The sequence below is a fragment of the Caecibacter sp. AF58-12pH5A genome, assembly GCF_027681725.1.
GTDB classification, from domain to species: domain Bacteria; phylum Bacillota; class Negativicutes; order Veillonellales; family Megasphaeraceae; genus Megasphaera; species Megasphaera hominis.
On record NZ_JAQDBC010000025.1, the window covers coordinates 1 to 26,371 of the forward strand.

22 protein-coding genes are annotated in these 26,371 nt (G+C 44.9%); 18 read left to right on the forward strand and 4 right to left on the reverse strand.

What is annotated here, in order from left to right:
• The first annotated feature begins 339 nt into the window (after positions 1 to 339).
• From PGX44_RS10145 to PGX44_RS10155, 3 genes are all read left to right on the forward strand, one after another.
• A complete protein-coding gene (locus PGX44_RS10145) occupies positions 340 to 1,128 on the forward strand; it encodes a transposase (protein ID WP_498855308.1) in 789 nt (262 codons plus the stop codon).
• Between the two features lie 255 nt (positions 1,129 to 1,383).
• Positions 1,384 to 2,250: an SRA domain-containing endonuclease gene (locus PGX44_RS10150; protein WP_498855283.1), complete on the forward strand. Its 867-nt coding sequence runs from the start codon at positions 1,384 to 1,386 to the stop codon at positions 2,248 to 2,250.
• A gap of 21 nt (positions 2,251 to 2,271) precedes the next feature.
• Positions 2,272 to 3,009: an HNH endonuclease gene (locus PGX44_RS10155; protein WP_498855284.1), complete on the forward strand. Its 738-nt coding sequence runs from the start codon at positions 2,272 to 2,274 to the stop codon at positions 3,007 to 3,009.
• Positions 3,010 to 3,208: 199 nt separating this feature from the next.
• Here the strand turns inward: PGX44_RS10155 and PGX44_RS10160 are convergent, their stop codons facing one another.
• Entirely contained in the window at positions 3,209 to 4,255 is a 1,047-nt protein-coding gene (locus tag PGX44_RS10160) for a threonine aldolase family protein (protein WP_498855285.1), read from the reverse strand.
• A gap of 384 nt (positions 4,256 to 4,639) precedes the next feature.
• Between PGX44_RS10160 and PGX44_RS10165 the strand changes: the two genes are divergently transcribed.
• The 7 genes from PGX44_RS10165 (at position 4,640) to PGX44_RS10195 (ending at position 13,275) form a co-directional block, all read left to right on the forward strand.
• Positions 4,640 to 5,632, forward strand: a complete 993-nt coding sequence (locus PGX44_RS10165; RefSeq protein WP_498855286.1) for a hypothetical protein — start codon at positions 4,640 to 4,642, stop codon at positions 5,630 to 5,632.
• 50 nt (positions 5,633 to 5,682) lie between these two features.
• Positions 5,683 to 6,039: an IS200/IS605 family accessory protein TnpB-related protein gene (locus PGX44_RS10170; RefSeq protein WP_498855309.1), complete on the forward strand. Its 357-nt coding sequence runs from the start codon at positions 5,683 to 5,685 to the stop codon at positions 6,037 to 6,039.
• A gap of 453 nt (positions 6,040 to 6,492) precedes the next feature.
• Positions 6,493 to 7,155 carry a DUF4357 domain-containing protein gene (locus PGX44_RS10175; RefSeq protein ID WP_498855310.1) on the forward strand — a complete coding sequence of 221 codons (663 nt, stop codon included), beginning with the start codon at positions 6,493 to 6,495 and terminating at the stop codon, positions 7,153 to 7,155.
• Between the two features lie 274 nt (positions 7,156 to 7,429).
• Complete coding sequence (locus PGX44_RS10180; protein ID WP_498855287.1) at positions 7,430 to 7,855, forward strand: hypothetical protein; 426 nt, start codon at positions 7,430 to 7,432, stop codon at positions 7,853 to 7,855.
• Positions 7,856 to 8,019: 164 nt separating this feature from the next.
• Positions 8,020 to 8,442: a ferritin family protein gene (locus PGX44_RS10185; RefSeq protein WP_498855288.1), complete on the forward strand. Its 423-nt coding sequence runs from the start codon at positions 8,020 to 8,022 to the stop codon at positions 8,440 to 8,442.
• 431 nt (positions 8,443 to 8,873) lie between these two features.
• Entirely contained in the window at positions 8,874 to 10,439 is a 1,566-nt protein-coding gene (locus PGX44_RS10190; protein ID WP_498855311.1) for a right-handed parallel beta-helix repeat-containing protein, read from the forward strand.
• Between the two features lie 280 nt (positions 10,440 to 10,719).
• Positions 10,720 to 13,275, forward strand: a complete 2,556-nt coding sequence (locus PGX44_RS10195) for a hypothetical protein (RefSeq protein WP_498855289.1) — start codon at positions 10,720 to 10,722, stop codon at positions 13,273 to 13,275.
• A 778-nt stretch (positions 13,276 to 14,053) separates the two neighbouring features.
• On the opposite strand, the gene PGX44_RS10200 is transcribed toward PGX44_RS10195, so the two are convergent.
• A complete protein-coding gene (locus PGX44_RS10200) occupies positions 14,054 to 14,311 on the reverse strand; it encodes a hypothetical protein (RefSeq protein ID WP_498855290.1) in 258 nt (85 codons plus the stop codon).
• Between the two features lie 341 nt (positions 14,312 to 14,652).
• Between PGX44_RS10200 and PGX44_RS10205 the strand changes: the two genes are divergently transcribed.
• Together PGX44_RS10205 and PGX44_RS10210 are read left to right on the forward strand one after the other, a co-directional pair.
• Complete coding sequence (locus tag PGX44_RS10205) at positions 14,653 to 16,272, forward strand: ABC transporter ATP-binding protein (protein WP_498855291.1); 1,620 nt, start codon at positions 14,653 to 14,655, stop codon at positions 16,270 to 16,272.
• 292 nt (positions 16,273 to 16,564) lie between these two features.
• Positions 16,565 to 17,920 (forward strand): radical SAM protein, encoded by a 1,356-nt coding sequence (locus PGX44_RS10210; protein WP_498855292.1) that lies wholly within the window; start codon positions 16,565 to 16,567, stop codon positions 17,918 to 17,920.
• Positions 17,921 to 18,215: 295 nt separating this feature from the next.
• On the opposite strand, the gene PGX44_RS10215 is transcribed toward PGX44_RS10210, so the two are convergent.
• The gene (locus tag PGX44_RS10215) at positions 18,216 to 19,232 is read right to left on the reverse strand and encodes a YeiH family protein (RefSeq protein ID WP_289002237.1); all 1,017 of its coding nucleotides are present in this window, start codon (positions 19,230 to 19,232) and stop codon (positions 18,216 to 18,218) included.
• Between the two features lie 149 nt (positions 19,233 to 19,381).
• Between PGX44_RS10215 and PGX44_RS10220 the strand changes: the two genes are divergently transcribed.
• Complete coding sequence (locus PGX44_RS10220) at positions 19,382 to 20,287, forward strand: LysR family transcriptional regulator (RefSeq protein WP_498855293.1); 906 nt, start codon at positions 19,382 to 19,384, stop codon at positions 20,285 to 20,287.
• Between the two features lie 57 nt (positions 20,288 to 20,344).
• On the opposite strand, the gene PGX44_RS10225 is transcribed toward PGX44_RS10220, so the two are convergent.
• On the reverse strand, positions 20,345 to 20,845 hold the full coding sequence (locus PGX44_RS10225; protein ID WP_186504000.1) for a nitroreductase family protein: 501 nt from the start codon (positions 20,843 to 20,845) through the stop codon (positions 20,345 to 20,347).
• 288 nt (positions 20,846 to 21,133) lie between these two features.
• On the opposite strand from PGX44_RS10225, the gene PGX44_RS10230 reads away from it, so the two are divergent.
• The 5 genes from PGX44_RS10230 to PGX44_RS10250 all read left to right on the forward strand — a co-directional run bounded on the left by PGX44_RS10230 (position 21,134) and on the right by PGX44_RS10250 (position 26,277).
• Entirely contained in the window at positions 21,134 to 21,901 is a 768-nt protein-coding gene (locus PGX44_RS10230) for a DeoR/GlpR family DNA-binding transcription regulator (RefSeq protein ID WP_498855294.1), read from the forward strand.
• Positions 21,902 to 21,968: 67 nt separating this feature from the next.
• On the forward strand, positions 21,969 to 23,171 hold the full coding sequence (locus tag PGX44_RS10235) for a four-carbon acid sugar kinase family protein (protein ID WP_498855295.1): 1,203 nt from the start codon (positions 21,969 to 21,971) through the stop codon (positions 23,169 to 23,171).
• A 162-nt stretch (positions 23,172 to 23,333) separates the two neighbouring features.
• Positions 23,334 to 24,926, forward strand: a complete 1,593-nt coding sequence (locus PGX44_RS10240) for a hypothetical protein (protein WP_498855296.1) — start codon at positions 23,334 to 23,336, stop codon at positions 24,924 to 24,926.
• A gap of 26 nt (positions 24,927 to 24,952) precedes the next feature.
• Positions 24,953 to 25,954, forward strand: a complete 1,002-nt coding sequence (locus PGX44_RS10245) for a hypothetical protein (protein WP_498855297.1) — start codon at positions 24,953 to 24,955, stop codon at positions 25,952 to 25,954.
• 2 nt (positions 25,955 to 25,956) lie between these two features.
• On the forward strand, positions 25,957 to 26,277 hold the full coding sequence (locus tag PGX44_RS10250) for a YkgJ family cysteine cluster protein (RefSeq protein WP_498855298.1): 321 nt from the start codon (positions 25,957 to 25,959) through the stop codon (positions 26,275 to 26,277).
• The last annotated feature ends 94 nt before the right edge of the window (positions 26,278 to 26,371 follow it).

The window sequence follows — 26,371 nt, forward strand, 5'->3', positions numbered from 1 at the left end:
GCAGTTGCTGCAACTACTGCGTAATGACGAACTGATGCAGCCATTGGATGCGTAAATGGCAACAGATTTGCCCTTATCTGTTTATGAACCGCTCCCCGTCAAGTAGACAGAGCAAAAAATAAAACCTGTACTTATTGGGGCTGTGAAATAACACTGACCCAAATAACAAAGGAGGTCCACCGACTCTTTCGAGTCAGCGGACCTCCTTTTGTGGTAAAATTTACATAACCAATGAAAAATTCAACTACTAATTATTCTAAACCAAAACAGGCAATTTTGCCACTATATATTTCAGATTTTCTGAATATTTGCGATCCGGTGTTGGTTTTCAACAGATTCATGGAGGGAATCAACTTGGAGAAGTATCTGAAAAATGTTCCCAAGCATATCACGGGACGCATCAGATACAACCCGGCCAACATGCTGAAAGCAATTTTATTCGGATTCATGTCCCATGGATATATCTCGCTCCGAGAGCTCGAAGATAACTGCAAGGTCAACCTTCGCTACATGTACCTCATGGAGCATCGAACTCCATCATACCGTACCTTCGGATACTTTATCGAAAACGTTCTGGGTCCATCCGCTGAGGAGCTGCTCAACGACATCAATAAAAAGATATTTACCGAAGAACATGTGGATTTGAGCTATCTTTACATCGATGGTTCGAAGTTTGAGGCTAACGCCAATAAGTACAGCTGGGTTTGGAAAAGGGCTACGGAGAAATTCCGGTACAAGCCCTATGAAAAGATCACCGGACTGTTTCATGAGATGAACGAGGAGCTGGATCCTTTTGGTATAAAGATTGAAACCCATACGGAATATGTTCCTGCCTATCTAAAAGAGGTAATCCGACGCTACGCTGCCATTTGTGAAACCGATGAATCCCAATTTGTCCATGGAATCGGACATCGCAAAACGCCCCAGCAACGACACTATGAGCGTCTGCAGGAATATACGGCAAAGCTCGAAGAATATATCGAAAAGATCGCAGTTTGTGGCCCCAACCGCAACAGTTATTCCAAGACAGACCCTTCGGCAACCTTCGTGCGTATCAATAAAGACTACATGGGCAATGACCAGCTTCTTCCTGCCTATAATGTTCAATTTGGTATTGCAGATGAATAACTTTTATTTTTTGAAAACTTTCTGATTTTGATGTCAGAAAGTTTGTGAGGTGTATACTGCTTCTGTAAGCGACAAATGAACCGCAGAAAAGGCCATCCGTATTGTTCGGATGGCCTTTTTCTGCAGCTAGGAGAACCCACTATACGGCGGACAAGCTGGGGTGGGACAGCCCCGGAGTGCTAAGACTGCATGGCGTAAGATATTATTGTATGATCTTTTGTAATATGGCCGACTGATGTATAATAATTACATGGAATGATGGACGAAAAAGGGGAAATAGGGGTGAAGGGTATGTCTGATAATAACTTAATCACGGATTTCAAACCACCGTTCAAGGTAGGGAAAATCGTGACCAATATGGATATTTACAAAGCATTTAAATGTGGGAATGCAGGTGGCATGCGCTATTTTACTAGCACGAATACCTTAGTATTGATGCTCGATCACACGAAAAGCCTGTATAATGATGTTTGGCAAGGCGATATCTTGCATTATACTGGCATGGGGCAGAATGAGGATCAGACATTAACCCGGGAAAATAAGACCTTGGCTGAAGCAGCCAAAAGAGGAATCACGGTTCACCTCTTTGAGGCATTCAAGAAAAAGGCGTATACCTATCGTGGTGAGGTCGTATTAGCCGGCAAACCGTACCAGGAGAAGCAAAACGATAAAAATGATAGGCTGCGTAACGTATGGATTTTCCCGCTGAAGCTTGTGAAGTTTAAACCGCCTTTTGAAGTAGGTAGTACGGTTCCTATTAGCACTATTTGTGATGCTTTTGGTTGTAGTAATTGCGGTGGCATACGTAGTAGCCATAAAACAAAGACAGTGGTATTGATCCAGGATTATGTCAAGAGCCTGTATAAAGATTCCTGGAAAAACGGCATCATCCATTATGTTGGCTCTGGTCGTCATGGTGATCAATCGCTAGGTGGAAAAAACAAACGTCTGGCAGAATCCAAAACCAACGGCTACGAATTGCATTTCTTTGAGGTGTTCAAAAAAGGCTCGTATACGTATAAGGGCGTTGTCGAATTAGCTGGTGATCCGTATCAGATGGTACAAGACGATGATGACGGAAAGCCGCGTAAGGTATGGATTTTTCCGTTGAGGTGTGTGTGAGATATGGATGGGAGTGACGCAATGGACACAAAATATACGCTTAAGGATTATTTCATAAACTATCTTCTCAAAATCCGGGGGATTTCCCAGTCATCGGCCAATCACTACGTTGGCGCATTGCAAACGACCATTAGCCGTTATCTCATGGAAGAGAAGCTGGTGAGCCAGTCGATTTTTGAAATTACCGATTTGGAGCGGCTCGTGCAGTATGAGGAGATCCTTATGCATGATGCGGATTTCTTGGCATTGAATCAGCGAGGCAATCGCATGTATAGCGTGGCCCTCCATCGGTATATGGAATTCGTGCAAGGCGAGTGGTTCCGGCAGAGTGCGGATCCGCAGGCCGAAATCAAAAAGCTGGATATGCCCGTTTTGGTCAAAGCCTATTATCAGACTACAGTACAGCACTATAAACGTTCCGGTGTCATCAAGAAGCAAGTGACCGAGGTAGCTCTGTATCGTTGCGAGTCCAATCTGGACCATCAAATATTTATCGTTAATCATACGTCTCATCCCTATATGGAAGCGCATCACGTGATTCCCTTGAGGAAGCAAAAAGAGTTCTCCTATAGTCTTGATGTCTATGCCAATGTCGTCTGTCTTTGCCCGATTTGCCATCGCCTGTTGCATTATGGAAGGCCGGAGGATAAGGAACGTATCTTGACGAAATTCTATGATGAACGGGGCGAACGCTTAGCCCGCAGTGGCATAGAAGTGAGCCGGGCTGATTTTTTAGGCCTGACGGAGGGAAATGTATGAAGACAATTCGCGTAGTAGCCGCGGCATGAGGGACCAAGATAGCGTAACATAGCTAAACTGTGAGTTTGTTTGCTGAGCAGGTACGTGTGCGGATTTGCCTCTCTTCCGCGCTATGTGAGGAAAGCAATACACAGCCGCAGTATATCTAAATGCAGGGAATGCAAAAGCCAGGCCGTTTTGGCCTGGCTTTTTTGAATCCTTATAAGCTTTTTATGATTTCGCACAGTTTTTCTGTGTTTTCTACTGTCGTTGCCCAGCTGGTGCAGAAGCGGATGATGGAGTGGCTTTCGTCGTATTTTTCGCCGAAGTTGTAAACCGCTTTTTCGCCCAGTTTTTTCATCTTTTCGTTGTCGATGATGAAGAAGATTTGATTGGTCTCGGAGTCAAAGCAGAGGGGCAGGCCTGCTTCTTGCAAAGCTGCTTTGATGCGGTGTGCGCAGTCGATAGCTGTTTTGCAGAGTTCTGCGTAGAGGTTGTCTTTGAAAAGTTCGTCGAATTGGATGCCTAAGACGCGGCCTTTTGCCAGGAGGGCACCGTTTTGCTTAATTATGGTGAAGAAATGAGGGATAAGGTCCGGATTTGGCAAGACGACGGCTTCGCCTAAGAGGGCGCCGCATTTCGTGCCGCCAATGTAAAAGACGTCGCACAGGCGGGCAATGTCTGCCAGGGATACGTCGTTTTCAGGGCAGGCCAGGGCGTAGGCCAGGCGGGCGCCATCGAGGAACAAGGGCAAATGATGACGGCGGCAGACGTCGCTAATGGCGGTCAGTTCTTCTAAGGAATAAAGTACGCCAAATTCGTTAGGCTGGGACAGATAGACCATTCCCGGCATGACCATGTGTGCTTTGTTGTCATCGCCCTCGTAGTCGGCTACAAACTGTTCGACTGCCGCAGCAGAAATCTTTCCCGATTCCGAGGGAATGGTCATTACTTTATGACCACCGGCTTCGATGGCGCCGGCTTCGTGGACACTAACGTGACCGCTTACGGCCGACACGACGCCCTGATACGGCTGCAAGACGGCCTTGATGACGATGGCATTCGTCTGTGTCCCGCCGGTCAGAAAATGAACAGCCGCCTGCGGTGCCGCACAGGCCTCGCGGATCCGTGCCCGGGCAGACTCGCAAATTTCGTCGGTCCCGTAGCCCGGCGTCTGCATTAAATTCGTATCGATCAAGCGCTGTAAAATCCGGGGATGAGCCCCTTCCTGATAATCTGAAGCAAAGTGCAATTGTTTCTGTGCCATAAGAATCTCTCCTCATTTCTGGTTGATGTAGTTTCTCTAATATTTTACAGGAAATGCCGGGGAAAAGCTACAGGGAAAGGGTTAGTTAGCAGTTTCTATAAACAGCGTATAATCATTTAATAAATACATGATTGTACGCTGTTGTATTTTATTTGATAAACAAAACAATATCAGTTATAATAATAAAAGAAAACAAATGAGATGCTAACTTATATATAAAAGTGATTTCACAAAACCTGCCTACAAAGCGGAATAATTACGTTAAACAAGGGAATTTGCCTATCAAATGAACAGAAAAAGGCAGACGAATCGTGGTTTGTAAAGAGCTACCTGCGCAATTAGATTTATTTTAATCTCTAATGGATAAGAAAGAAGATGAGGAGAATGATTACTTCTAAAACGTACACCATTGAAACACGGCTCAATCAAAGAGACAATGCCGGGTTAATCGAATATGTAAAAGAGTATCATCTCCTCTATGGTAAGATGCTGCGTTTTACATGGCATCGGTATAACAATGGTGGCAGATTCTCTGTAAAGAAGAGCGCGTTTAATACCATTTTGCAAAACCGCTTTCATGTGAATAAGCGCCTGGCCAATTCAGTTATTTCAGAAGTGGAAGGGTTATATAAAGCCCTGTATCAACTAAAATGGTATGAGTTCAATCAGCTGGGTGGTAAAATAAAAAAGCTTTATAAAAAACGGAAGACGCTTTGCGAAAAAGTAGCCGTATTAAAAGAAAAATCCCGAAACAATCAATTATCTCCTTCTGCCCTAACCTATTATCACCAACAGAAAGAAAAAATCTTTTATACCAATCAAAAGCTGAATAAACTAAAGCAGAAACAATCCAATTTGTTGAAAGAGATTCAAAGCAAGGATTTACATCTATGCTTTGGTTCAAAGAAACTGTTTCGGGCCCAATATCATCTGGCAGAAAACAAGCTAACAAGTCATGCAATCTGGTTAGACCGTTTTCGTAAGCAAAGAGATAACCGGTCTTTATACATTGGATCGAAAGACGAACATCGTTGCAACCAGATTGTACAATTAACACCCATGGTACACGCAGGCAAAGAGAATCGGTTTGTAATTCAGTTGCGAAAAAATACAAAAAAACGTGAATATGTTTATGGAACTTGTATCTTTGCCTACCTGAGCGGGCTGCTTGCCAAAACGATTGTTAAGCAAGACCACGGCATCAGCTATCGCATCGTCTTTCGTGGCAATGCCTGTTACCTGCAAGCCATGGTAACGCTTGACAGGGATACCGACGATTGTAAAACGAGAAAAACCTATGGAACAATTGGCTTGGACTATAACGACGGATTTATTGAAGTAGCGAAACCAATGACACGGGAAATCTCGTCAGACTAAAACACTATCGGTTACAGTATCATGGTACGGGAAAGAAAGCGGAATCCGAAATCCGTGAAGTCACCTCTCACATCGTAAATTATGCAATCTCTGTGGGAAAAGATATCGTTATGGAAGACTTAGATTTTCGTAAAGCAAAATCAGAAACAGCTACAGCCAGGTCTGATCAGGGCAGGGCATACAACAAAATGATTCATGCCTTCGATTATTCCAGGTACAAGAAAACGTTTGAAAATTGTTGTTATAGACGAAGTGTTCATGTAATTCAAATCAATCCTGCTTATACAAGCAAGATTGCCAAACAAAAATATTGCGACAGAAAGAAACTGACAATACATCAGGGAGCAAGCTATGTCATTGCCCGTAAAGGGCAGGGCTTTGTTGATAAGCCAAAGAAATCCGCATAACCAAACACTCTCAATACTCTCGTTAAGAAAGAACTACTTCCAAGAGATGGTAGTCCTTGTACTTAACGGGAGGTTAAAACAGACACCTATGATCCTATTTTGTTGTGACACTTAGTAATAAGAGAAACGAAATAGGATGATCGGAAAACCATGAGCGTACCGTAACGCTCGAAATCATCAGGGCTTTGTCTACCCTATTTTGTATGATTTTATTTTACGGTTTCACTTTCGAGGAAAAGCCTGGCTGATGCGTCTTTTTTCGGCGTAGACTGTGGTGGGCTCGCTGTGGCCGGAGTAGAGGACCGTGTCGTCCGGGAGAACCAGGATGCGTTCCTGGTACCTTTGTCGAAGGCTGTGCGCGATGAATTGGAGCAGTTTATACGGAATGCTGAACTGATTTTGCCTGTCCTTGGCCATCGGACGCTGGAATCCATGCGGCTTGTGACAGCAAATATGCAGGCTGAAGACCTCCTATATTTCAGCCGTAACAGCGGTAAAGGAGGCAGAGGTCTGTGCCGCATGACGGAAGACGGCTTCTGGGTTCTCAAGGGGAGCTATCTCTATCCGAATCTGTCTGCATCGGCCCCTAATGGCATACGCAAGGCCCGGGAAGAATATGCCCAGGTCATTGATCAAAATAGCATTCTTCAGGAAAATATCCGTTTTAGCAGCCCATCCTATGCGGCTTCTTTTGTCTGCGGCAAAAGCTCTAATGGGTTGAAAGAGTGGAAAAATAAAGATGGCGTGTCTTTGAAAGATCTGGAACAAGGCAAACAGGCAAAGCCATCATCAGGAATAAAACCAGCACGAGAAATCCTGCACCTTTCCGGTCATAAAGCAGTGGCCAGAGGCTATTTGGATGGAAAATGTTTCGTCGTCCTTAAGGATTCGGGAATTTGCCTGAATGAGCGCAAATCCTGTCCCCCTAGTGTGCATCACCATAGAGAGATTTTGCGGGAACGAGGCATTGTAAAAAATAATGTATTTGCAGTAGATTATTCCTTTTCAAGTCCTTCTATGGCGGCATCCTGTATCCGTGGTGGTGCGGCTAACGGAAGAGAAGCTTGGCTCTATGAAGACGGACAAAGCATAAAAGAACGTGAGGAAAATAGCTGATTTACTAAGGCACGTAATGTGTAGTGGTTGATACAGGAAAAAAGGCGTAAGAACAAGGTACAGATCCTTGCTTTTGCGCCTTTTTTGCGTACCTTTTGAGAGAAATAGATGGAACTACCTGTATTTGTGGGACCATTCTTGCAAAAATAGCTTCAATCTATACCTCTTATGCGAATTACGTATTGTGTTACGATTGAACTTTTCGAATAGTTATATTAAAATATATATATAAAAAATGTCGCCGTTTGTTATGGTAAAAAGAGGGTGCATCATTATGTACAAGTCTCACCGAAAAAATCAATCTTCTGATACGCAAAACGATATGGTTCGCATCCAATCTGCGTGCGAGCAGATCAATGCTGATGTGGCCAAGCTGAAAACAGCCCTCCTTGCAGTATTTGACATGGAACCGGATTCAAGCGTATTTTCCAGCATTACCAGTATTGAAAAAGAAGTAGAGCACATTGCCGGGCTCATTCAATCTGTTACGGGAATCAACACCATCGGCCTCGCTTGCAGCCGTATCCTGAGCCGTTTGCAGACGATTAAGACAGAACTGGCCAATACACTCGACGTAGATGAATACAGACACATCCGTACTGGTGTCTACGCCATCGACGCCAGCGTGCAATACATCGAAATCTGCCTGATCCGGATGATGAAAACACCGGCTCTGGCCACGGCCCCGGCATATCACTAATTGCATATAATCAGACGAACCAAGCTGCCTCGCCATACTAGCTTAGACGAGGCAGTTTTTTTGTTTTTGAAAACCGTTGTTGCTATTGAAATTATATATGATATAATGATTGCAATAAATATAATTTAACAAAATAGTATTTTGCATAAAGGAGAAGGATACCCATGGAATTACATGACAACGCAAAAGGAACCTCAATAGAAGAACTCATTCAGACTCTGCACACGGCAGAAGTACACGGCTCCGACTCCTACTACGTCTTAGCCGCACAAGCCAAAGCCGCTGGCCTGGACGACCTGGCCGAAGCCATGTCCTTAAACGCACACGAAGACTCAGCCCACGGCGGCACCTATGGCGCCATGCTAGGCTTAGGCGCTAACGACGAAGCCACCCTCTGGAAACGAGCCGTCGCCTTCTACCAAGCCGAAGCCAGCGCCAAAGAAACCCTGACCGCATTGGCACAAAAAGTCCGTGACGCAGGCTTCCCGGACGTAGCCGACGTAATCCTCGCCACAATCCCGCAAGAAGACGAACACGCCCGCCGGCTGGCCAGTGTATTTGAAGCACGGGGGATTTCATACAAATGAAGCTACTACCGTCTGGAAAAGTGACTAGCGTTGTAAAAAAACAATGAGCAAAAGGGGTTCATTTAAATAGCGAACCCCCGTACCCAGAGCGCCCGAATCCTCAGAAACCTTGAGACCTCGGGCGCTTTTTTGCTAGAAAATCGTGGAAAATCTCATCAACAGCCGTTCGCAATATTTTACCCGGACAGACTTGTGTCTGTTTCTTTTGGTAATATATAGTAAAAAGTCACAAAAAATACATATTTACTGAAAAAATAATGTGTGATTATTGGTGCATATATAAATACTTGTTATAATAAGGGATATAAGAATATGGAATACACACTAGCTGACAAAGGCTGTGGTGAAGTCAACTACCGTCACCTCTATAGACAATGGTAGTTGGCGCCTGCAAGAAGAAGGGAAAATATATTACAGAGGAGTTGGATGAAATGGAATCCAGGTATATTGATACCAATGACAATCAATCTATGGCGATGTTTTCTAATGCCAACCTGCAAATTGGAGATGGTTGGGATTTATCGGACTGTGACAAAGTCATATTTCGTCATTGTGTGCTCGATTTTAGTATTCGGGAAGACGATTGTTTTGAATCAGTATCTACACTCATATTTGAGTCGTGCAAAATAACATGTGATGTGACAATTAAAGACTGCCAGCATGTCGTGTTGCGTGATTGTATTTTCGGAGATGAGGTGTTTAATTACGGGGATCGCTTTACCATAGATTCAGCAGATACGGTTGTGTTGGAAAATTGTAGTTTTCTTGGCTCTTGTGACATCAAAAATTGTCGCAATGTGGCAATTCGTAGCGAAAAACCTGAAGAGGGAGAATACAATGTGGGGGCTATTAGCTTTCATGATGTCGAAAATTTGTTCCTGGAATCCCTATACACGGAAAGCGGGCTCACCATCGAAGACTGCGAAAGCATTACATTAAGAAATTGTACGGTTGAGCAAAGTGATGAAGATATCTTTGAAGTATCCTCGGCAGATACTTGTAAAATAGAAAATTGTTATTTTAGATTGGTAAGTGATTGTTATTTAAAAGAGATAGATAACATATGTATCCTTTGTTCAAAAATTGAAATTCCACGTGAATTTGTAACTGATTATCATATAGATATTGAAGAATCAGAAAAACTGTCCATTGAATCATCGACAATACGTGGTATTTTCCGGCTAACGCAATGTGAGGATGTATCCTTGCGTAATTGTACTTGTCATTTTATGAATTCGAGTGAAGATTCTGTATGGGATTCTATAGAAAAGCTGACTGTAGACAACTGTGATGTGAATGGTGATTGGAAATTCGATGAATGTGAAAGTCTCACGCTGCGTAATTCCATATTGGGAAAAGATAAAACAGAAGAAATGGAAACAATCTGTGCGGACTATGCCGATCATATTACCATAGAAGACTGTGATTTTTCAGGACAGCTTGCTGCGTCAAATTGTAGACGATTAGTGCTGAGAAATAGTACCTTTCAAGATGGATCGATGTGGAATATTTCGGAACCAGATGAAATCGTAGTAGATGCATGTACGATAAAAAACTTTGAAAATCGTTTCGCCACGATAGAACTGTTTTCAGCGCCTGCTGTTATTCGCATTGAAGATTGCCAGTTTACACAGTGTGGCATGCATACAGATGCTGAGATTTCTGACCCGGATGCGGGCGGTATCTTTTACATTACTGGCTGGTACGGCCCGGAAAAGCTTATCGTCAGAAACAATCAGGTACAGCATTGCTATATAGAAAATGAGCAAGAGGATATGGATGTAACGGGTATCTTCATAAGCGGCGACCAGGATATATCTGTGGATGTCCTGGAAATAAGTGGTAATGTATTTAGCAAATGCCGTTGCAGTAATTCCGGGGATAAGACACCTGCTTATTTTGCGATTCAAGCAGAGTCAATTAAACAAGACCATAATCAGCTTAATGGCACAATAAAAACGCTGATTACTAGTGAATCTTTAATAGAAGATGATTAAGGGCCCATTGATGTAGGAAAAACTAATTGTTGCATAACAGAATTACTCAAAACATCTGCCTTTCCGTTGGGTCAAATCCTTCTTGCAAAACAAGCTGAGCCATGTCGCTTTGAAAGCGACCACGAGAGTTGCTGTTTGTTGTATCCTGTAAGTAACAATACAGTAGGATGAGGCATCTGATAAGAATCTAGTACGTGATGATTGTCACGCACCTAAGCCTTTGGTAGAATGAAAGAATAAGAATTACGGAAACAATACCTCAAGAGGGAGGTTGGTACTATTGAATCAGACAGTAGAAATGTATTTCTCTAAACTCGTAGAAAAACGGCTTGCCTATGGAGCTGCGCATAAAACGGAATATGCGCATGAAACATTTGAAACCTATGGAAAAGGGCAGTTTCTCTACGATTTACTCCAGCTGGCAGACGACGCCGGATCCATGGCCGTGCGCTTTGTCCTCGAACCAAGACGATTGATTTTTTCCTATGATGGCAGAGAGCCCCTTACAATCACGGACCCGGATACAGAACGGACAGACCTCAGACAAGGAACCCTGGGTGACATTAATGCCCTGACGGGACTGTCCTTTTTAATGTCTGGGGCGGACTATAAGCTGGGCAGAATCAATGTCGGCCTGAAATCCGTATTTAAATATACCTCGTCTTTTGAAGTTTACAACCCGGCACTTTGTTTCCGCGTCAATCAGCAGCACGGACCGGAAGTACTGCCGGAAGACGCATCATACCAGAAAAAAGGCACGCAGATCATCATTCCCTTTGATGCGGCCAAAATGCCCTGCCGTGAGGCCTATACTAACATAGCCTACGAACTGCAGCACCTCTCACACCCGCAGCTTTTCCTGTCCCATGTCCAATACGTCGTTTATACGATAGATAACCAACTGGGCAGCTATAATAAGATGGTTCTCCATCACTGGGAAGCGGACAGCCAGACGAAGGTAAAGAAAATCCGCATGATACAACAATTTGGCGAATCACCAGCAGTAGAAAATGATTTTTGGGTCTTCAAACGCCATAGTGATGAAGGCACCTGCGCCGTAGGCTTTCACACCGATGCAACAGGCAATCTGAACCCCGTAACGGAAAAGGCCCGCTGCACCTTCCCGACGAAAACAGAAACAGGCCTGCATTTTCTCGTCCAGGCACCCTTCCGCATGTCCCGAGGGACCTACCGGATTCTTGACGATAACGACTATAATCAAAAACTCATCCGTACCCTCATCCACGTGGCCACAGACGCACTAGGCTATTTCAAGCGGATTGAAACAGAAACAGGCGAACGAATCCTGACCGATGCCGTGTATTCCGTCATTCCATTAGAAAAACAAGAACACGTACCCGGCCCCTTTGGCAAATGGCAACCACAATTTTACGAAGCTATCCATGAAGCCTTCCAAACAAAGACGGTCATCCCGACAAAAACAGGCTACGTCGATAAAAATCACGCCTATTGGGCTGCCAACACATCCATGCTCCAGCTTTTCTCGGATAAGAAACTCTGCGAACTCCTGGACAAACCCGACGTCGGCTGGATCTATCCGACCCAAGGCTATGAAGCCATGGGAAAAGACAAGGGAAAACAGGCACTATTCGAATACCTGAACTCATTGGCAATACTCAAGGTATCAGAAGAAGCCCTGGTCAGGGGCAATTACATCAGCTACAAAACAGCAACGAAGAACTTCCCAGGCATTAACAAAAGATTCATCGAAAAGCAAACCGATGTATGGCTCATTTCCTTTTATCGCTGGCTTTTAGAACGGAAAAACTGCTGGCAAAACTGGTATGTCTTAAAAACGAAACCTATTTTCCTGGACCAGCAACGTCACGCCGTAGCAGCCTATAATGCCCATACAGGAAACCCCGGTATCTTCGTCCCGCTCCCTGGCACAGAAAACCTCAAAAAACAACCACTCCCGGTCATCAACCAAGGCCTGGCTGATGCTATCAGTACTCAAAGCCTATTAGACCATTTTAACATCCGCAGCTACTCAGAAAAAGACTACATCTACTGCGTCATCGTGCCATCATTCAACCAAAGCAAAGGCACGGAAAGCAAGGACATCGACTGCGAAAAATTCAAGCGCCTATTTGATTTCTATCGGCATGGCACTCATGGGGAACAACAGGAACTATGCACGAAGTTGAAAAGCTGTAAATTTCTCATCGCGAAAGACTACACGGGAAAAACACATTACAACCAGAAAGCAAATCAAGTCTATCTTCTGGCCAATACGGAAATCGGCTTGCCTAACCGTGAAGAACATGATAACTACGGAAACCCCTTGCGCTATATCGACCTGCCGCGCTATATAAAAGCTGTTGGCAAAGGTAATAAACAGCAGTTGCTGGAATTCCTGGGAGCCGTTGGTGTAAGAAAGAATCAAAAAATTATCCATTACGGGACACGTTTAGGAACCATAAAACCGCCTGTAGTAGAAATAAATAGTAAGACTAATGATGAAAAACTTGACAATCATATCATCGGCATACGGATCGGACACACAATCCCTTCAAATGGACCTAAAGGAAAAAAACAGCAAGTAAAAAAGAAGAGGAAAAAGAATCAAAAGAAACATGAAAAAGTTGCACATTTTCCCTTCGCAAGCCTCGTAAGGGGGATGCCAGACATATCCGTCGCCGGAAACATAAGAGCAGTCCACCATGGACAGGTAAATCATCCTGTATATGGACATGGATTCATTATAGGCCGTGATCATCTACTCGATACAGAGGTAATATGTGTTCAATTTACGGCAAAACAACTATGGTTCAAAAAAAAGATGGCCTTCAAGTATAAAGAACTAACAAAGTAGACGCATACAAGAGAAGAGAAGATTTTGGACAGATTTATGTTCTTTTGCTCGATTAGACATGAATACCGCACGTTTACCAAAAAATTAAAAGACTACATTCGGGTATAAACTCTATTTTAAAAGTGAGCCACCTATACTTTACTCTAAGCATAGGACTGATACCTGGAGGAATGTGTCAAGTGTTTTGTGTAAATTACAATCGTAGTAATTTTTATCGTATTTTACCATAAATGCCGGCATCCGTTCATCGTTCGGAAACTGATTCCGTACGATGGTCCGACTGGGCACATGCCTATTTTCCCATTTCTTGTATAGTTCCAGAATTCGCAAATAGAATATCTCGAATACAGTATCTTCATTAGGAAAGAATCTTTTTTGGTTATCTTCCAGAAACGGAATTGACGCTTTCAATGGCATTTGTTGTGTACCTGATCTTCTGAATGGCACTGCCGTAATTGTACAGATGTTCTACGTGTTGGATATCCGTTGCCAAACAGTTACGATGCTTAGATACTCTTGTCAATCCGTCTTAAACGTTTTGAGGTCCTGGTGGGCTTCTTCCACGTTTTCGGCGGCATACAGTTTCTTTATGTTTCGTAAATGCGGCCCGGTGATTCCGTTGTATATAGAGGATAGAATTGCGGATCAGGTGCACAATGTAGCGGTGGACAGCGATATGCGGGAAAATGGTTTTTACACTGTATTACTAGTCGGAAATGCCGTCAATAGTGCCCTGCCAGTCACGGAAGCCTGAATTAGGTCCGAGTCTTGCGGTTCTTTATGGAGTAGTGGCCATTGCGGCTTTTTTCGACGTTTTCGGGCATTCATCATTCTTGCGGCCTAGGTATGTTTCCGGTTCGCCATTGAACATTGCCTCAAAGATAGGCGCAAATACCTGCTTTACAGCGTCCTGAACATCCTGTGCATCATTAATCTCGTAGTTCTCAAGTATGAACTCTTCACTTTTTGACCTGGGGGGGTTAGGAGTATCCTTGTGGCTTTTTATGAAGTTATCATCCTTGAATGTATTTATCACAGTATAGCGTATAAAATAGTTTTATACAAAATATTGCTTACATAAAATATTTCATACACACTAATTTTAGATAATTCTATTATACAATAAATAGAAGTATAACTTCCATGAGAAGTGGAGAGATACTATAATCTTTGCCTTTTACATAGAGATATTTTAATAAAGTAAGTAATAGCAAAATATAGACGATAAGTATAACTGTCTAGAGGGCTTTAGCAAATCAGCAAATACTGATACAATAATAAAGATTAAGTGAATCCTTGTTTTCGGACTTATTTGAATATTTAGATAATGAGCGGTATATTTTATTTAGAAATTATTAAAAGAAATGAGCGTTTATTGTGAAAATTATAGACCTTGTAAAGATTTATTTATTGCCACATAAAAAAAATATCGGCATTATATTTATAAGTAACCTATTAGTTATCAGTATGACTCTGCTAGCACCATACTTAATATCAAAATATATTGATGATATTCTTGTGTTAGGAGACCAAAGCGTGCTGATAGCAAAATTATTGCCAATTTTGCTATGTTTTATAATCGGTAAAGTTGCATCATATTTTTTAAATATAAATACCGTTAATTTACATTATATTGCTACGTTTAACCTTAATAAAGATCTTATAGAACATGTACAACATTTGCCGCTTCGATATTTTGAAAATGTTGACCTTGTTTATTTGAATAAACGTATAAATGATGATGCACAGGATATAGTAGAATTTTTGGTAAATAATTTTGTAGAAGCATTTTCTAGCGTTTTGATTACAGTTGGGGTGTTATTTGCTTTGCTACAGTACCCATTTTGGGTTGACTCACTGTTAATATTTACCCTCGGTGCGGTAGTGGTTTCCTATTTTTATTTGGATAAACGCCTATATAAAAAAGCCTATTCAAAAAGAGAAGTAGAAAACAGGTTCTTTTCTAAGCTTGATGAACAACTAGAGAAAGTTAAATTCATAAAAGGGAATGCTGTAGAGAGAGAATTTATTAATGATTTAGGAAAAGAATTTAAGGTTGTATTGCCCTATGTAATGGGCTTTACAAGAACTAGTTGGTGGTTTCGTGGTATAGGCGATATTGTTAAATACATCGCAATTATAGTTTTTTTGTTTGCTGGTGGCAGTGCAGTAAGTCGTGGCTGGCTTACTGTTGGCGCGTTTGTTGTTATTATTGCGTATTTAAATTTGGCTATTGAAAATATTTGCAAAATCCTCGATATAGGGGGCATGTGGCAAAATTCCAAAGTTTCCTTGCACCGGCTTAATATGTTGCTTTCAGAATCTGAAGAACCAGATGGAGATATTGTTTTACAAGATTTAAATTCCATTGAATTCAAAGATGTAAGCTTTTCTTATGGAAAACATGAGGTGTTGCAACATAAAAACATGACTTTTACGAAAGGGCACTTGTATTGTATTGTTGGTGAAAATGGTAAGGGGAAAACAACACTTGTAAAATTACTTTTGGGCTTAGAAAAGCCGACTTCAGGTATGATTTTATACAATACTGAGAAAAGTGAAAATATCTGTACTCATGCGCTCAGAAAATATTTAATAGCCTATTCTGAACAGGAACCTACTCTATTAGACGATTCTATTTTAAAAAATTTACTTATCGGAAACGATCGAAATATAAGCAATGAGGCTATTAACGATGTTTTGGGAAAGTTAAATCTAATTTCGTATATTAATCGCTTGCCGAAAAGACTGAATCATCTGTTAGATAAAAGTATAGATAATATTTCAGGCGGAGAAAAGCAAAGAATTTCGCAAGCTAGAGTATTGCTAAAACAAACACCTGTATTAATTTTAGATGAGCCGTCATCGTCTTTGGACGTCGAGAATACCCACATGCTCATTAAGCTATTAAATGATTTAAAAAAGAATAAAATTATTATTTTGGTAACACATGATAAACAATTCTATGAAATTTCAGATGAAATTATTTTTTTATAAACTATGCTATTATGGGAAGAACATTAGATTTTAACATAATTGACAAACAATATTATGATAAGTATAATGGTTTTGTAACTATATACTTGAATAAGTGTAAGCAGTGGGAGGAGGCGAAGTTCATGGTAGTATTAAGAAAAGCTGTTGCACTGACAACCGTTGATACATTTATCGGTAGTGCATATAGATCCGGTACTAGAAATCATTATGCCTGTGGGTGCACTTGCTATTAATTATTAATGAAGTTAGGGCAAGCTTTTTAGAGCTTGCCCTACTTTTTTAGGAGGAATATATGGTGAAGAAAAACTATAAATCATCATTTTATAATCATTTCTTCAAAGTAGGAGATAATGCATTCGTATATAACATGTTATCTACGGCTCTTTTACAACTCACGGATTGTGTCATAGAAGCATTGAAATTGGGAAATATTGAAAGTATAGACCATGAAACCTTCCTGGGCCTTTTACAAGAAGGGGTTATTGTTCCCCATGATATGGATGAAAAACAGAACTATTTATATTTTTATAATCGTATACGATTCGGTGGAAGTGCAAAACTGTTATCTATCACATTTTTACCAACCTATGGATGTAATTTGGCATGTCCATATTGTTTAGAAGGCCAAAATAAATCGACGAAGATGATATCCATGGAGGATGTTGATAAAATTTTGATGTTTGCAGAAAACACAATTCAGGAATCTAGAATGCACGGTGTGCCTATCGAACAGATAAATGCAAAAATGTATGGTGGCGAACCGATGATGCATAAGAAAGCTATGATGTATTATTTTGATAAAATGAATGAAATAGCAGAAAAGTATGGGTGTGTTATTCATAATATGATGACTTCTAATTTTACTCTCCTCGATGATGATATTCTAGAAATGATCAAGAAATATCATGTTATCGTTCAGGTTACAATTGATGGTACTAAAGAAGAACATGATAAGAGAAGAATTACACACGGTGGTTCTGGTACTTATGATGTCATTATAAATAACCTCGAACGAATGAAGAATGAAGGACTAGAAGAAGATGTTGTCATACGTATTAATATAGATAAAGACAATGTTGATAGAGCTGAAGAAGCAATGCAAAATGTATGCAAATATTCTCCAGACGTGTATTTTGGGCTCTTAGAAGAATTTAATGGTCTTAATGACAACGCATCGGAAAATTTTATTTCTTCTAAAAATGGAGATGAAAAGATTACCTCTATCCAGAAATTGAATAATTTGATGAGAAAATATGGATACATTGTAGCAGAAGAATTTGGTAAAATTGCCCCGTGTGGCATGAATATCGAAAACAAATTCTATATAGATCCTTATTTGAACGTATATAAATGTGAACTTTTGGTTAATAATCCAGAGGTTAGTGTGGGGGTCATTGATGATAATGGAAATTTTATGCCTAATGCCAATTTCTATAAGCAAATGAACCATTCCCCTGAAAAGCAACAAGAATGCATGGAATGTCAATTACTTCCCATGTGTGCTTCAGGCTGTATCGCAAAAGAATATATAGCTAGGGGAAAAAAAGATGGTGATTTAAACTTACATTATTGCATGTGTAACTTTAAATATCTTGATGCGTATTTAACGGGATATGTAAAACGTCTTATGGCCGAAAATAATGCTTAGCAAACGAATAATAAATTCTATGGAGATTATCTCTACTCAATAATTTTTATGCGCCTCAATTTTCTTGAAGCTTAAAGATTTTGCAAGTACAATTTAGATATATGAGTGAAATTCTGTTATGCGATAAATGTTTTGATAGTGGAGATCTCATCAGGACAGATTTTTATAAAATTAATGGTAGAACTCAAAAAATCTTTTATTAAATAGGCTGAAGATATCAAAAAAAGCGTGCATCCCGAGAGAGGTTGGAGAGGATGCACGCTTTTATTAAAAACCAGGTAGAAAGGTATTAATCTTAGAACCACGTCCGAACAATAAACCAGGCCAGGCTCATGATGACGACGGAGCAGAGGGCGGCGCTGGTGAGGGGGCGGACGCCTTCGTGGGCGATGACGCCGAAGTTGACGTTGAGGCCCAGGGCTGCCATGGCCATGCCGAGGATGAGGTAGGCTACCTTAACCAGGACGGGGACGGCGATTTCTACGGCCGGGATGTACGAGCCGATGGCGCTGGCGATGATGAAGCCGCCCATGAACCAGGGGATAGGAACCTTGAATTTCGAGTTCGTATCGCCGGATTTGCGGCGCTGGCGCCAGGCTTCAAAGACGCCGAGGATGAGGGCTACCGGGGCGAGGAGAAGAACACGCGAGAGTTTGGCAATAATGGCGCTGTCCGTGCCTACCGGGCCGGCACTGCCGCCGGCAGCAACGGCGTGGGCGATTTCATGGAGGCTGAGGCCGGCCATGACGCCGAATTGGGCGTTGCTAAAGCCGAGGAAGGGCTGTAAGAAGACGATGACCAGGGTAAAGACGGTGCCCAGAATGGCGACGATGGCGACAGCCAGGACGGACTGGTCGGCTTTGGCCTTGAGGGCACTGGAAATGCCCATGACGGCGGCGGCACCACAGATGCTGCAGCCACAGGCTGTGAGGAGGGCCAGTGTATGATCGACGCGGAAGAAGCGGGCTACGAAATAATTGATAGTAATCATGATAGCTACGACAAAGACCGCTGCTTCCAGGCTTTTCAGGCCGGCGCTCATGAGGATGACCAGGTTGAGTTTGAAGCCTAAAAGGATGATGCCGGCACGAAGAAATTTATTGGCAATAAAGCCTGTGCTTTCCCGGGCCATTTTGGTAATGGATTGACTAAATTGAATGACCATGCCCAGGACCAAGGCCAGAACGAGATGACCAATGAGGGAAAAGCCTGGCAGGCTGGCCAGGGCCTGACCGATCAGGGAACAGGCCAGGGTAAGGATGATGCCAATCATGGCATTGCGGCGATTGGCAAAGGGGAATAACGAAGACATAATGACAACACTCCTGACATACTTGCGTTTAACGCATAATTGAATTTCTAAGATGCAATAAGTATACTCCAGGTCTTCCTTTTCGTAAAATACTAAGATATAATAGGTTTCATAGGCATTTACTTATAGGAATAGGATGTGTATCTTTCATGACGTTTCGCCATTTGCGCATTTTTCTCACGGTCTGTGAGACTCTTAATATGACCAAAGCAGCCAAAGAACTGCATATTAGCCAGCCTTCCGTAACCCAGGCTATTCATGAGCTCGAAGCCCATTACGGCCTGTTACTCTTTAAACGGTCCGGGCGGCAGATTTTTCTCACGCCTGCCGGCCGCCATTTGGAACAGCTGGCCAGTCAGATTATTTCCTTGCAGCAGCAGGCTGAGGCGAGTATGCACGCCCTGCAGCACCAGCTGCCCATTTGGCTCGGAGCCAGCATTACCATTGGCGATGTCTTCCTCGTCGACCTTTTGCAGCACGCCCGCCAGCTTTGGCCGGATCAGGAAATCCTTTCGGCCGTCCATAACACAGAAGAACTGGAACAGTTGCTCCTGGAGGATAAGCTCGACCTGGCTCTCGTCGAAGGGCGCCTTACGTCGCCCCATTTGACGACCGTCCCTATCCTGACGGACTGGCTGACTCTTATTGCGTCGCCGGAAAATGAATGGGCCCACAAGACCATTCAAACGGCCCGGGACCTCGATCACTTGCCGGTCTTTGTCCGTGAAGAAGGGAGCGGCACGCGGGAACTCTTCGAACGGGTCATGCAGGAGCATCACGTACCGTACCATGTCATTGGCGTGTACAATAATTCGACGGCCATTAAGAATGCCGTTATGGCCAATCTGGGTCTGTCCTTCTTATCGCGCACGCTCGTACGCAAGGAAGTAGCAGACGGACGGCTGGTGGAAGTACCCATGGGTGAACTCGAATTTAAGCGTGTATTCCGCATTGCGTACCGCAAAGACAAGTACCTGACGCCGCCCATGGAGGCCCTCATTGACGAATGCAAACGGAGCGAAGAATGGCTTCACAGTGACAGAGACACTGTATAAGTACGACAAAAAAAGCTGAGAAAAGGCGAACCTTTTCTCAGCTTTTTTGTCGTGTCATTAGCGGATATAGTGAATGCGGCTTTCGTCAAAGCGGTCCTTTTGCGGACGGACCTTTTCGGCATAGCCATAGGCAAAGATAGAGAAGGGCATGAGATCCTCAGGGAGGTCCATAATTTCCCTGACCTTGGCAATGCGGTCAGCAAAGGGGGCTACGCCGACCCAGACGCCGCCCAGGCCCATTTCATCACAGGCGAGCCACAAATGCTCCGTGCAAATGCTCATGTCTACAGGTGCTACGTTTTGATAGGGCATTCCCGTGGCATGCATGACTGTCAGAATGGCTACAGGAGCACGGCCGGCGGGCTGGGAAAATTCGCTGATGTGAGACAACTTTTCCAGTACTTCTTTGTTGGTAATGACATAGAATTCCCAAGGCTGCTGGTTGCCGGCTGACGGTGCCTGCATGGCGGCTTTAAGCATGTATTCCGTTTTTTCCTGTTCAACAGGACGGTCGGCATATTTTCGGACACTGGTTCTGGTGAAAATGCTGCTGGTCATGGGTAGTACCTCCTGAAAGATAAAATGATTGATACAATATATTGGTGTTTACCTATTAAACATACTATATATAGTATGTAGCATGGCTAAATCATAGCATATTTTCTACATATACGCAAGGACACTTGTGCCGTTGCCCTGTACGGCCTGCGTGGAAAAGAGAAAAATAATAGCACGAAGATATTGACCAGCCCAAAGTGGTCACGTATAATTAAAGTAACACAAATTAACAATAAATAACATGAAAAGCGTTTCCATCATGTTAACTCAGACAGGAAGGGATGCCTCATGCTGGCAGCAGAACGCAGACAGTATATACTAAACGAATTATATAAAAATAAAGCCGTCGCCATTAATGAACTGGCTGACGAATTAGGTGTAACGACCATGACGATCCGCCGGGATCTCCATTTACTGGAATCACAGGGACTGTTGGAAAAGAGCCACGGCGGTGCCGTTTTGGCCGAATCTCTTGTAAAGGAAGCGACGTACCGGAACCGTAAATTGGCCCATGTAGAAGAAAAGCAGCACATTGCCAAGACAGCCTTGTCGTTTATCGAATCTTCTATGAGCGTCTACATCGATGCCGGCACGACGACATATGAACTGGCAGAGCTCATGGCCCAGCAGCACTGGGAAGATCTGACCGTCGTTACCAATGATTTATCCATCTCTCAGATCTTGTCGCCTGTCCGGGGTATCGATACGATTATGGTCGGCGGCCACATTGACCGGGAATCCAATTCGACCTGTGGTGTATTGGCCGTAAACATGGTGCAGTGCATGCACTTCGATCTTTGCCTCTTAGGCACGCAGGCCATTACCAAGGACTGGCGCATTATGACAGCCAATGCCGATAAGGTCGACGTCAAGCGGGCTTGTATCCACGCAGCTGATCAGGTCGTTTTGCTGGCCGATCACTCAAAATTCCACAAGCACAAGCTGTATTATATTGCCGGTTTGGATGAAATCAATGTCCTCGTGAGCGATTATAAGACGACGGAAGATGAATTCAGAAAACTGCAGGAATTAGGCGTAGATTACGTGCTCGTGTAATATCACCGAGATAGAAAGGCAGGCCTTTAAGGGGCCGCTACAGCCATAGGAAAAGGAGACTAGTACCATGCATACTTTTGTCGTAATTGCCGATGATTTTACAGGCGCCAATGATACGGGCGTCCAGCTTTGCAAAAAGGGCGTTGCCGCCCGCGTCGTACTGCACGCCAGCGCTGTTACGAGTGACGTAGACAGCGTTGTTGTCGATACGGAAAGCCGCGTTATTGCCGCTGAAGAAGCAGGCCGCCGCGTAGGCGCCGTGGCCCAGCAGGTCATGGAAACAGGCGGCTGCCGTTTCCTCTACAAGAAGATCGACTCGACGCTGCGGGGCAATATCGAAGCGGAAGTACGTTCCCTTGCGGCTATTTACAAACCGGACTTCGTCGTCTGCTGCCCAGCCTATCCTTCACAGGGACGGACCGTCAAAGGGGGACGCTTGTACGTACACGGTACGGCCCTCATGGAAACGGAAATCGCCGCCGATCCGCGCAACCCGCTGCATACAGACGTCGTCGCCCAGATCCTCAACGCTGCCTTAGGCGTACAAACGGTGCAGATGCCGGCAGTGGCCCTGACAGAACAGACCGTCCTGCCAAACGGCGTATATACCTTTGATGCGGCAACGGAAGGTGATTTACAGCGTATTGCTACGTATTTCCTGCACCAGGAGGATAAGAAAATCCTTTGGATCGGTGCAGCCGGCCTGGCTGAAGGCCTGCTCAATGCGCTGTATGCCGGCAAACCGGCCTTGGCTATCGTCGGCAGTATTAGCCAGAAAACGCTGGAACAGCTGGCCTATTGCCGGCAGCAAGGCGTAACTATCGTCAAAGTCGATATGGCAAAAGCCTATGAAGGCACGCCTGCCGATACGTGGGCACAAGAGGCCATTACGGCACTCCGGGCCGGGAAGGATGTCATTGTCACGGCGACGACGTGCCGCCAGGATTACGAAGATTTCGTAGCCTACGGCAAGGCAAAAGGCGTCTCGACAGACGAGCTGGCTAACTTTGTCAAACATACGCTGAGCCGCCTGGCACCGGTCATCGTTGGCAGTGCAGATGTTGGTGGTATCTTTATGACCGGTGGCGATACAGCCATTGCCGTCATCGAAGAGCTCCATGCCACAGGCTCGTTAATCCGCAAAGAAGTACTCCCGGGCTTCGTCTTGGGGACCCTCTGCGGCGGCCTTTGTCCGGATCTGCCGGTCATTACCAAAGCCGGTGCCTTTGGTTCGGAAAAGGATATCTTTGCCTGCCTGGAAACCTTATAAGTATATACAAACGAAAATAAGCAGTGTTTCTGTCAGCCGCTCTGAGACTAAGGGGAACACTGCTTTTTGTATGGGAAGATGAGCCTTTGCAAAATGGCGTATATCCTGTACAATAACAGTATAGAACAATTTGTCACGAATGTTTTCCAAGGGATGAGTCAGATGGAAGAAAAGGAAAAGAAAAAACAGGAGCAACACGACGCAGAGGAAGAGACCCTTACACCAGCTGCGGAAGAAAAAGAGGCGGCCGAGGAAGCGGCCAGTGCCGGCATAGCTGCAGCTGCCAACGGGGAAAGCCTGCGCCTCCATAGTGCTGCCGCCAAGGAACATCTCGTGGCCTATAGCGGTATCGACAATGAAACGGGCCAGCGGCTCACGCGCAGCCTGAAGGATGTAGCAGAGAGCAAGGTCAATCCGCAGTACGCTGGGCAAAACCTGAAACAGCAAGCCGGCTTTTCTGCAGAAATCAAGGAAACGGCAAGGGCCAACGAAGAGAATATCCTGAACAAGACGGGAACGCGTAAAATCCGTACGGACGATATGGGCCGTGTCAACGATCCGCTCTACGACCATATGGAACTCGACGCACAGGGCCGGATCATTCCCGGTTCGGGCGGACAGATGAAATTTGTCGGCAAAAGCCCGCAGGAATGCCTGGATAAGCTCATGAGCACGAAGTACCAAAAGTACGTCGATCACGATGTGTCCTTTGAAGTGCCGTCCGATTATTACGATGGCATCAAGGAAGAAATCGCTGCGCGCACAGAGAATCTGGAACGGCAGTTAGACGCTGCTAAACGCCGTGGCAAGGACGACATAGCCGCGCAAAAACGCAAGCAGATCGAAAAGCTCAAAAAAATAAAGAACGGTCTGAAAAAATCGCGTGTATCCAACGACGAGGCCTTAGAGGCGCGGCAACACCCCAAGCTTTCGACGGCAAAGGAAATCAACCGCTTAAGCCACCAGACCGGCGTAGGAGCTGCAAAAAGTAGTGCCCTCATAGGCGGTGGCCTGAGCCTCGTGCAAAATGCCGTTGCCGTCATGGAGGGAAAGCTGGATGCAGACGAAGCCTTGGCAAACACGGCGGCGACAGCCGTCAAAGCCGGTGCTTCAGGCTACGCCATTGGCTACGGAACTACGGCGCTCATGGCGACTATGCGCAATTCCAGTACGGCCCTCATGCGGACTCTTAGCAATACCGGTCTGCCGGCTGCCGTCGTGAGCTCTGCCGTCCTTTCCGTGCAAGCCGTCTGCGATTGCCTAAGGGGCAAGATTTCTGCCGGCGATTGCTTGCAGCAAGTCGGGAAAAATACGCTCACTGTAACGTCTTCGATGGCCTACGCAACGGCCGGCCAGGCCTTGATTCCTATCCCTGTCGTCGGTGCCGTTGTTGGCGGCTTAGCCGGCTACGCCCTGACAGCAGGCTGCCTGGCCTCGCTCCTGGAAGCCCGTGAGTCAGCCCGTCTGGCCCATGAAGAACGCCTGCGCGTAGAAGCGGAATGCAATCAGGCGATTGCAGCCATTCGCAGCTACCGGGCTGAAATGAATCGCTATACTACCCTGTATTTTAGGCAGCAAAGGGACCTTTTTAACGCCAGCTTTGCACAAATGAAAAAGGCCCTCATGCTGGACGATGTCGATGGCTTTATTGATGGCGTCAACCATATCACCCGTGGCCTGGGCGGCGACGTGGAATTTAACACGTTAGACGAATTTGAAGCCCGTATGGACGATGATACGCCATTTAAATTATGAATTATTGAACAGAGGAGGTTATAACTATGCCGATACCCTTTATTTTAGGTGCCGTTGCAGCCGGAGCAGGACTCGTAGGTGCTAAAAAAGGCTACGAAGCCCATCAGAAAAATAAACAGGCTGGAGAAATGAACGACCGTGCCCAGCGTATGCTGGATAGGTCAAAGCGCCAGGCCAACAGGGCCCGGAAAAGCGCAAATGATGCCTTAGAAGCGCTGGGGAAAACGAAACTGAATACGATGCAAGGGCCACTTACCGATTTTGTGCGGGCCTTTGAACGGCTGCATCACATCGATTTGGATGACACACTGACGCCAGAGGATTTGCGCAACCTGAAGGGCTGCCGTGAAAGCCTGAGCGCCATGAAAGAACAGAGCAGTCTTGCCGGCGATATGGCCAGCGGCCTGGCGCAAGGTGCCGTTGCCGGCGGTCTCCTGGCATTAGGTGCCTATGGCGGTGCCATGACCTTTGGTGCAGCTTCGACCGGGGCAGCCATTGCCGGACTGAGTGGTGCTGCTGCTACCAATGCGACGCTGGCCTTCTTAGGCGGTGGCAGCCTCGCTGCCGGCGGACTGGGTATTGCCGGCGGTACGGCCATTCTCGGCGGCATCGTTGCCGGGCCGGCCTTGGCCATACTGGGCTTGACGATGGATTCTAAGGCCAACGAAAACTTGGAAACAGCCCGCAGCAATTTGGCCTATGCCCGTCAGATCAGAGAAGAACTGCATACGGTCCGGGATCTTTGTGAGGCCATTGAAAATATGGGTAACCTCTATAGCAATCTGCTGGGAAACTTGGGACAGCTCCTCTGTGCGGTCGTGCAAAACCTGCAGCAGCTGATCCGCCAAAGCGGTACGGATTTCCGCCGTTATACGCGGGAAGAAAAGACCGTCGTCGCCGAAGCTATGGCCGTAGCCAAGGCCGTTTCGACAGTAATTAATACACCCATCCTGACGAAAAATGGTGCTCTCAACGAAGGCTGCAAACGCATTGCCGACGATGCGCAAACCTTCCTGGCAGCACACTAAGGATGGAACTGAAATTTCCCTGCCTTGCCTGTGGCCTGTGCTGTCGTCGTGCCGGCACAGTACCCTACCTGGCAGACCAGGCAGCGGAAGACGGCGTCTGCTCCCATTTAGACAGGCAGACCCAGCGCTGTACCATTTATACCCGGCGCCCCCTTATCTGTAACGTAGCCGCCATGTACGATGCGTGTTTTAAAGAACACATTAGCGAACGCGAATACATCCGCGAAAACCTGCGCATCTGCCGGGACCTTATTGCCCAAAGCGGCACACCGGAACAACTGCGGCAGATTGTAGATCTCTTCAAGAAATACGAAACAACGTAGGAGGCAGCACGTATAAAAGACGGAAATGGGCAAGACTTCGCCGACAGGCTGTCTGCCTGTCAAAACGCAGGCTTTTTTGTTTTACGCCTTTTTG